We start from the raw sequence: 8,273 nt of genomic DNA, 5'->3' as shown, positions 1-8,273 counted from the left end.
CGGCGAAGCAGTCCAGGGGCGCAGGGCTGAAAAGGTTCTACCCAGTCCCGCTCGATTGCTTCGCTTCGCTCGCAATGACGTGTCAGGCCGCTTTCTTGCTCTTCTCCGCCGCCATCAGTTCGACGACTTTTTCGATCAGCTCATGCAAAGCGATATGCTTACCATTGTGGATGAGCACATCATGATTTTTGACGAAAGGGGGACGATGGTGTATACCAACCGTCGGGGAAGACCTACGTCGGGCGTACTGAATTTTATCAAAACGCTGAAAACGCCGCTACCGGTATACGTTGCTTTGGATGAAAACGAAGCCGTAGGCATGGTCCACCAGGATTCGAATCGGGTTTTCCGCGTAGTAGCGATGGGCTACGATCAGGTGGGTTTTACGCGTCTGATTATGCTGCGTCAGCTCATGCTCTGGGGTAATCTGGGGAGTGTGATCTTGCTGGTGGCGGTAGGATACGTCTTTTCTCGTCGGGTGTTACGGCCCATTTCTAAGGCCATGGACGAAGTAGATACGATCTCAGTACAGCATCTGGACCGACGGCTCGACGAAGGGAATCGTCGCGACGAAATTGCCCGACTGGCCATGACCTTTAACGAAATGCTCAATCGCCTGCAGAAGTCATTTGAAGCTCAGCGAAGTTTCGTATCCCATGCCTCGCACGAACTGCGTACGCCGCTGACGAATATGCTCGGTACGCTACAGATTTCCCACGATTACGACGAAGATCCCAAGGAACTCAAGGCCTCGATGGCGTCGACGATGGAAGAAATCCGGCAGTTAATCTCACTGACGAATAGCTTGCTTTCCTTAGCTCGTACGGGAGAAGGGCTGGTGGGGCTGGAAGTGATTTCGGTGGATGACTGCGTAACCAATGCCCTGACGCATCTGCACAACAAGTACCCCAATCGCCAGATTCGCTACGATTTTGGACTTTTACCCGAGGATACAACCACGTTTTTTGAAACGTACGGCAATACGTCCTTGCTAACCACCTGTATACTGAATGTGATTGATAATGCCTGTAAGTATTCCGACGGGCCGGTAGAAGTATTATTGAGCCAGGAAAAGATGATTATTCTCTCCGTACGGGATTACGGGCAGGGGATTAGTGAAAGCGATCTGCCACATTTGATGGAACCCTTCTTTCGCAGTAATGAGGTCTCGAACGTTAGTGGGTTCGGTATCGGGTTGGCCGTAGTACAGAAGATTATTGGCCTACACGGCGGTACGATTCAATTTCAGTCGCAGGTCGGGAAGGGAACGACAGTTACGTTAAAACTGCCTACCACGTCAAGTTTGAAAGCCGCTGAGGAGGAAAAGCAATAGCAGAAAGACAGGCCCGGAAACGTTAACATGCTACATTGCACAAAGCCAGAGCACGTACTCTGGCTTTGTGCAATAAAACTAAACGAGCATTTTTTTCAGATGAGCCATCTGGCCGCTGTGGTACGCCTCGTGATGCAGTAAGCCGTGCAGGAGCGTATAATAGTTATACCGACGACCAGGTACGGGATCACTAAGTTTGGGCGTATGGATACGGCTAAGCGTTTCCAGTAATTCGTCCTGCGTATCCTGCAAAGTTTCCAGCTTTTCCTGCCACCCTTCTTCGGTCAGCTCGTTAATGACAGGCCAGTCGGCTTCGGAGTTAAGAATAATATCGTAAGTAACCGAGTCCGTTAGTTTTTCCAGAGCGAATACTCGCCAGTTCGTCAGGTGAACCACTAGCTCGGCAATGTTATGTACCTGGGGCGAGGGACGATAAACGGCCATTTCGGCGGTTACGTCCGTCAAAATTTCACGGGTGCTGGGTCCATGCCAGGCTTCTCCGTCGTAAATCGCTTGTAATAAACCAGTAATACGTTCTACTTCTACTCGCATGATGGATGGGGCGTTTGTCGTAAGGTTATGATACGGCAACAATAGGATTGAAAATGAAGAAAAAGAAGCAATCGGCGTCGATTCTTCTCAAAAAAGACCGTTTTTTGAATTTAGTTTGCCGATGCGGGCTGGGTAGTACTAGAGAAATCGTTGATTAGGGAAAAAGCTGATCCTGAGCGGCTCGGGGAACTCATGAATGACAATTTGAATAAAAATAGTATGCGTGTGAATAACCGTAGAAATTTCCTCAAAAAATCTGTGCTAGGCGTCGTGGGTTCGGTATTGAGTAGTGAACTAGTATATGCACTGCCTAAGGGTTATGTACCCCTGGGGCTACATCCGTTGGATAACGACAAGGAGGCCCTGAAAGGGAAAAGCCCGGAGATGGTGGTGCTCAACGACCGACCCTGGAATGTAGAAGCTCCGGCTCATTTACTCGACGATGCCATAACGCCCGCCGAGAAGATGTTTATTCGGAATAATGGCATCGTCCCCGAAACCATCGATAGCAAAAACTGGACGCTCACCATTAAGGGTGAATCGGTAAAGACTACAAAAACGTACACGCTCGAAGAGCTGAAGAAACGCTTTAAAGTCCATACCTACCAACTCACGCTTGAATGCGGGGGGAATGGCCGGGCCGGGTACTTTCCCAGTACCTCGGGAAATCAGTGGACGCAGGGCGGAATCAGCTGTGCAGAATGGACGGGCGTACGGCTAAAAGATGTACTGGCCGATGCGGGCATTAAAGATGACGCCGTCTATATCGGTTACTACGGAAAAGACATTCACCCCAGTCGGGAACCGGGTAAGGTCGTTATCTCGCGGGGTGTACCGATCAAAAAAGCCCTGGAAGACGAAACGCTGATTGCCTGGGCCATGAACGGAAAGGACATCCCCATCGTGCATGGTTATCCCTTGCGACTGGTCATCGGAGGCTGGCCCGCGTCCGTATCCGGCAAATGGCTGCATACGATTGCGGTTCGAAATAAAGTACACGATGGTCCTAAAATGACGGGCAAGAGCTATAAGGTTCCCATTGAACCCGTAGAGCCAGGGGTTGATCCGCCGGAAGATCAGTTTCGGATCATCGAATCAATGCCGGTGAAATCGCTCATTACATATCCCCAAACCGGAGCGATGCTGGAGCTAGGGAAAACGCTGCAACTGCGGGGCCATGCCTGGGCGGGAGATCTGGAAGTGAAAAACCTGGAAGTGTCGATTGACTTTGGGGCTACCTGGCAAAAAGCTCAGCTACAGGCTCCGAAAAACCGCCTGGCGTGGCAACACTGGACCGCTGACGTGCAATTTCCCCGAAAAGGCTATTACGAAGTTTGGGCCCGGGCAACGGACTCGCAAGGGGTGAATCAGCCGATGGTCATGCCCCAGTGGAATCCCGAAGGCTACATCAATAATTCCTGCCACCGGATTGCGGTAAAGATTGTTTAACCCTAGTCTACTGGGAATGTTGAAAGACTTGTGACTATGAAATACCTGCTCATTCTATCCGCATTTGTGTTGCTGGGGAGCGTAGCCTTTACGACTCGGATTCCGGCGGAGGCTACGGTAGGCCGAGTTTGGGCGGATTCCGTGAAGAAGGATCCGGAAACGGGTCTGGCCGTTGATTCGAACCTGCCACTGATTAAAGCTCATTGTACCGCCTGTCATTCGAGTAAGTTAATTACGCAGAATAAGTTTACCCGCACGGGTTGGGTAGACAAGATTCGCTGGATGCAGAAATACCATAAACTGTGGGATCTGGGACCTTCGGAAGTAGCTGTACTGGATTACCTGGAAAAGTATTACGGCCCTTCCAAACAAACCTTCGATGGAAGAAGGAAGCCGCTGGAGAAACCGAGTTGGTATAAGTTGCGGTGAGTTTTCAGTTTTCAGTTTTGGTAGGATAAAACCTGGTAAAGTTAACGGGACGGGTTGTCCGTAGTATTCACTACGGACTTTTTAAGTTGGTAGGCTGTGCGTACCAGTTGTCCGTACCCCGCATTGCATACGAGGCTAATGATATTGAACCCCTTCGGGGTTAGCGGGTCTGGACTGAAGAAGTGGCTCTTTCGGATTTGCAGTCCGAAAGCGATCTGAGAGGGTTTTATAATCCCGTGCCTTACCAATGCATAGCAGGCAAATTCCAGATTTGTAATCTGGAATAGCGAACATTGCTTAGCCCGTATGCTTCTTCTACCTTTCTTTGAGGGCCTTTATTCACTTTCATAAACAGCGAGACTCACGGCGTATTGGATACCGTGAGTCTCGTGGATAACTTTCCGAAAAGGGCTTGAGAGAGGTCAGAAAAAACGTATCTTATCGATGCGTGAGCCTCGGCTTTTCGGGTTAAGTAGTCTGTTAAGCCAAAGACCTTATTTCTTCTGCAGCACAAACTGATTTTTTACGTCAATGACCTCGGCAATTTTGGCGAAAACGAGTTTCGGTACTTCAATCTTGTGATCGACCAGAGCGACCTGTAAATCCGATTGCAGCGTAATTTTGTCCCCCTGTACGGTAAGTTTGCCCTTCATCGTACGGTCCTGCTTTACGCCGTGGATCTCCAGGCTACCGGGAGCCGAAACGTCGTACGTTCCGGGTTTCGTCAGGTCGGGTAGATTCTGAACTTTTCCCCGAAACAAACCATACGGATACTTTTCTGATTCCAGGTAGTTTTCGTTGAAATGTTCCTGCATCAGTTTATTCGGAAAATTAAAATCCGTGATGGCCATGCGTACCACGATTTCGCCCGTCTGACTATTTAGTACAACGCCCACTTTCTTGTTAACGGCAGAAATATCCTCTACGGGAGTCTTCGAAAAGAAACGGGTTTCACCCATTTGCGTCAGGAAAAGTTGAGCATGAGCGGAAAAAGACAGAGCAAATGCCAACAGAAATGAAAGCGTTTTCATGGTCTGGATAAGGATTTAGGATGAGCAATTACCAGTCTTTTTTCGTCTTCCGATCGAAGCTAAAGGTGCGGGAAATGTTAAAGCCGTAATGGATATCTCCTTTGAAGAAATTGCCCGTAGCCTGACTCAGGAATTGCTTCTCGATCATACCCTGCGAGTTAGTGAAGTGTAATTGAAAGACGTGACCGCCCGTTTCAATGTCAACGCCTACGGCAACGGCATTGTATGATTTCACGCCACCAGGAGCAGTTAGCTGGTCGCTTTCACTGAGGAAACGGGCGTAGTACTCGGCATTGATCGATACACGTTTGCTGATTTTAAACCGTCCACCAATGCCCACGGCCGGAATTGCTTTGGGACCTTGTTCGGGCTTCGCCAGGGTGAGAAGCGTGGGCATGAGTTGCAGCGAAAAACGATCGCTGAATTTGCGGGCAATCAAGGCCTGGAACGTCCAGTTCTGACGTTCTCCGTTGTCATAATACAGGGTACTGCTGGCATTGGTACGCGTAGGTTCGGTAACGATGGCATCCGAAGCAAACAACGTAACGCTCAGCGGTGAGCCCTGCGTACTCTGGCGAAGCAAACGGTATTTCAGGTACAAATCGACGGTTTTCTGAATATTACTGCGACCTACGCCGGCCGTCAGTCGGTCCGTAATGCCGTATTCTAGGCCGAGACGGATCGAAGCTTCATCCAGGCCGTAGAAATTATCAACACCCGAATTAAGCCGACCAAAACGGTGCGAAATCAGAAAATCAAGGTGCTTACCCTTGACGGTTTCGACCGTATGACCATTAATCAGACGAGTACCTTTAAACGTCGCCGAAGTAAAGGTTTTGGTGGTGGGTTGATCCAGCGATTTAAGCAGATCATCGTCCTGAGCACGTACCGTCTGACTCAGGCATACGAATGCTAGAAGGAAGAAAAGAACAGAGTTTTTCATACACAAAAACGGGTGAAGAGCGGAACAAAAAGCGACTATTCAAAAACGCGAAGCGTCGTGCCAGTGAGTTCTGTTTTATACTGTTTGAGAGCGGCATTCGCAGGGCCCTGTACAACTGAACCCGTGGTGCTGAAGCGGGAACCGTGAGCGGGGCAGTACAGGTCGTTCGTTCCGGTTCGGTACTCCACCGACACGCCCTGGTGCGTACAGGCCTGAGATACGGCGATGTACGTACCCGCGTTGGTACGAGCGACGATGATGCCATTGGTATACACGTAACCGCCGTTCGTAGCTAGTTTGGAATACGTTGCATTGGTCAGATCAAGGGAGAGATTGAGGCCGCCGTTACCAGAGCCGGGATCTACGGGATCATCCTTCTCATTTTTACAGCCCGAAAGGCATTGTTGCAGAATAATCGCACCGATACCGGTACCTACCATACTCATAAATTGTTTGCGGTCCATCGTCGCCATGTCGTTTACAGTTATAGGGTTCAAAAAGGGTAATACGTTTCGGAGTAGCCTTTCGGCTACGAGTCATTACGGCCCACGTCAATGCGACGTTGCACGTAAGAAGGAAATGGACGGTTAGCAGCTAGTAATGTTCTGTATACTAGAATTTTATAGTTGGCTTTTGTAAGTGGTAGCGAAGCGTAAAGAATACACCTTCCGTACGCAAACGCACATTTCCAAAGCCTACACCTCCCAGCGGCATTTTTACGAAGGGTTCTATACGCAACTGCAAACGGGAGGTAATGGGTCGTTCGAAGCCCAGCGATAGATTGACCGTGGCCAGCCAGTGATTTCCCGTACGCTTTTTTTCGATGTCGTACTCGTAGGTGGCATATTGATACCGATAATTCTCCCGCAGCATGAGGTAAGACGTACTTCCCAGACTCACGAAAAACTGATTTTGTTTGATTTTCCAGGCATCGAAGGTCACACTGAGCGGCAGGTCCAGCATCCGGCAGGTGGCGTCGATTTGATCCGGGCGATGGTAGGTCATCCAATATCCTTTATAGGGTCGGTAATCGTAACTGGTAGCGGCGTAATTTTTGAGTGAATAAATAACTCCGGCTGCTACTCGCCAGCGTGGGACCAGCCGGTATTCCAATTGAAGCCCCGTATTGACGCCCGTAGCCGCTCTTCTACCGGGAACGCGGGTGAAATCCGGTGACAACATGAGTTGTAAGGCCCAGCGGGGTTGAGGCTGGGGTACCGAAACCTCCGGCTCGTTGGGCTGTTCTACATCCGGAACCTGAAAAGCTAGATCTATTGGTAATGCTTTCCAGGACAACACAGCTAATGCGTTTGTTTCGAGTTTCGTAATACTCGTATCAGCAGAAACCGTAGGTTGAGGTACAGCTAACTTGGGTACCGAGGTTTCCTCTTCTCGCCGACGCGATTGCCGCTTGGGATAGTCAGAAGTAGACTGGTTGCGGGAGCCAAAAGTCCGGGCTTTCCGAGGGCTTACGCCCGAAGCCACTAGTGGAGCTTCGGAAACGTAGCGACTTGGCGTAGTTGGGCGGTGTATGGGCTTTAACGCCTGGCGTATGGTGGACGAACGGTTTACGGACGTATCCTCATGCGTACGGATTGCTTTTTCTGAATCCGAAGCAGCTGATGACGAGGCTTCCGAGTTTTCCGGGTTTTGCTGAGCGGACGAAGACTGGGTTGTTGCAGCCGATTCTATCCCCGTAGAGGGCTTGGCTGCACGTACGACCGCCGTTTCTGAAGGTTCCGTGCCCATTTTCGTCGGGATAGGTCCGTGACTAGCCCACCAGAATAAGCCCAGCATACTCAGCACCACCAGTGCCTCAATGAGCGTAAAGCGTTTAACTGCCGATTTGAAATACTGATCCCCCCCAAGCTTTTGCTCCATGCGTTTCCAAGCCTCCGGATCGAACGGCGGTTCGTAGCCCGAGGCAGCCTGTCTGAACAGGTCATCCAGCTGATCATCAGACATATTTGGAGGATCGTTCTTCATGACTTTGTTTTAACAGCTCCCGCAGGTGTTGTCTGGCTTTTGCTAAATTTGATTTGGAGGTACCAACGGTGATGCCCAGTTGTTGAGCTACTTCTTCGTGCGAATAGCCGTCAATGACGTATAAGTTAAATACGGCCCGGTAGCCGGGCGTCAGTTGTTGTACTAATCCAATCAATTCTTCATAGGCCAGCCCGTCGAGCGGACTTTCGGTGTGGGAAACAGAAATACCTTCTTCCAGATTTACCTGGTGACTATGCTTAATGCTGCTTCGATACTGATCAATGGCTGTGTGAATGATGATTTTCTTGAAATAGCCTATGAACGACGGCACGGGTTCGTGTTTTTCGATCTGATAATGCGTCATCCCGTGAAAAACCTTTAGAAATCCGTCATTGACTACTTCCAGACTTTCTTCTTTGGTTGGACAATACCTTGACGCAATACTCATCGCAAACGAATAAAAAAGCCGGTAGAGTCGCGGGTTTGTTTTTAGTTAGTTGCGGGCCAACCCCAGGAAAAGGGGGAAAATCACTGAGGGCGTGATTTTAAT

Annotated in this window: 8 protein-coding genes and 1 pseudogene; 3 read left to right on the top strand and 6 right to left on the bottom strand. The window is 49.8% G+C overall.

All coding sequences use genetic code 11. The annotated features are described in order from the left end of the window. Positions 1–1,333 (top strand): HAMP domain-containing sensor histidine kinase (locus ACOJTG_RS10335; RefSeq protein ID WP_420153737.1); only part of this gene is annotated, 1,333 nt, incomplete at its 5' end. Positions 1,334–1,411: 78 nt separating this feature from the next. Here ACOJTG_RS10335 and ACOJTG_RS10330 read toward each other — a convergent pair. Next, on the bottom strand, positions 1,412–1,885 hold the full coding sequence (locus ACOJTG_RS10330) for a DinB family protein (RefSeq protein WP_420153736.1): 474 nt from the start codon (positions 1,883–1,885) through the stop codon (positions 1,412–1,414). Positions 1,886–2,077: 192 nt separating this feature from the next. On the opposite strand from ACOJTG_RS10330, the gene ACOJTG_RS10325 reads away from it, so the two are divergent. Continuing rightward, complete coding sequence (locus ACOJTG_RS10325; RefSeq protein ID WP_420153735.1) at positions 2,078–3,334, top strand: sulfite oxidase; 1,257 nt, start codon at positions 2,078–2,080, stop codon at positions 3,332–3,334. A gap of 36 nt (positions 3,335–3,370) precedes the next feature. Further along, positions 3,371–3,763 (top strand): hypothetical protein, encoded by a 393-nt coding sequence (locus ACOJTG_RS10320; protein WP_420153734.1) that lies wholly within the window; start codon positions 3,371–3,373, stop codon positions 3,761–3,763. A 494-nt stretch (positions 3,764–4,257) separates the two neighbouring features. Here the strand turns inward: ACOJTG_RS10320 and ACOJTG_RS10315 are convergent, their stop codons facing one another. The 5 genes and pseudogenes from ACOJTG_RS10315 to ACOJTG_RS10295 form a co-directional block, all read right to left on the bottom strand. Then, on the bottom strand, positions 4,258–4,794 hold the full coding sequence (locus tag ACOJTG_RS10315; protein ID WP_420153733.1) for a YceI family protein: 537 nt from the start codon (positions 4,792–4,794) through the stop codon (positions 4,258–4,260). A gap of 28 nt (positions 4,795–4,822) precedes the next feature. Further along, the gene (locus tag ACOJTG_RS10310) at positions 4,823–5,737 is read right to left on the bottom strand and encodes a DUF5777 family beta-barrel protein (RefSeq protein WP_420153732.1); all 915 of its coding nucleotides are present in this window, start codon (positions 5,735–5,737) and stop codon (positions 4,823–4,825) included. 35 nt (positions 5,738–5,772) lie between these two features. Further along, positions 5,773–6,234 carry a ubiquinol-cytochrome c reductase iron-sulfur subunit gene (locus ACOJTG_RS10305; RefSeq protein WP_420153731.1) on the bottom strand — a complete coding sequence of 154 codons (462 nt, stop codon included), beginning with the start codon at positions 6,232–6,234 and terminating at the stop codon, positions 5,773–5,775. 115 nt (positions 6,235–6,349) lie between these two features. Next, the gene (locus ACOJTG_RS10300) at positions 6,350–7,702 is read right to left on the bottom strand and encodes a hypothetical protein (protein WP_420153730.1); all 1,353 of its coding nucleotides are present in this window, start codon (positions 7,700–7,702) and stop codon (positions 6,350–6,352) included. Beyond that, a pseudogene (locus tag ACOJTG_RS10295) lies at positions 7,695–8,186 on the bottom strand (RNA polymerase sigma factor); the annotation flags it as partial. The gene ACOJTG_RS10300 and the pseudogene ACOJTG_RS10295, both read right to left, overlap by 8 nt. Between the last annotated feature and the right edge of the window lie 87 nt (positions 8,187–8,273).

Origin of the sequence: Siphonobacter sp. (assembly GCF_048595215.1) — a bacterium.
Lineage (GTDB): Bacteria > Bacteroidota > Bacteroidia > Cytophagales > Spirosomataceae > Siphonobacter.
This window is presented reverse-complemented; position numbering and strand designations above follow the sequence as displayed.

Coding starts and splice junctions, on each gene's coding strand:
- ACOJTG_RS10315 (WP_420153733.1), bottom strand. CDS start 4,794: ATGAAAACGCTTTCATTTCTGTTGGCATTTGCTCTGTCTTTTTCCGCT.
- ACOJTG_RS10325 (WP_420153735.1), top strand. CDS start 2,078: ATGAATGACAATTTGAATAAAAATAGTATGCGTGTGAATAACCGTAGA.
- ACOJTG_RS10310 (WP_420153732.1), bottom strand. CDS start 5,737: ATGAAAAACTCTGTTCTTTTCTTCCTTCTAGCATTCGTATGCCTGAGT.
- ACOJTG_RS10300 (WP_420153730.1), bottom strand. CDS start 7,702: ATGTCTGATGATCAGCTGGATGACCTGTTCAGACAGGCTGCCTCGGGC.
- ACOJTG_RS10330 (WP_420153736.1), bottom strand. CDS start 1,885: ATGCGAGTAGAAGTAGAACGTATTACTGGTTTATTACAAGCGATTTAC.
- ACOJTG_RS10320 (WP_420153734.1), top strand. CDS start 3,371: ATGAAATACCTGCTCATTCTATCCGCATTTGTGTTGCTGGGGAGCGTA.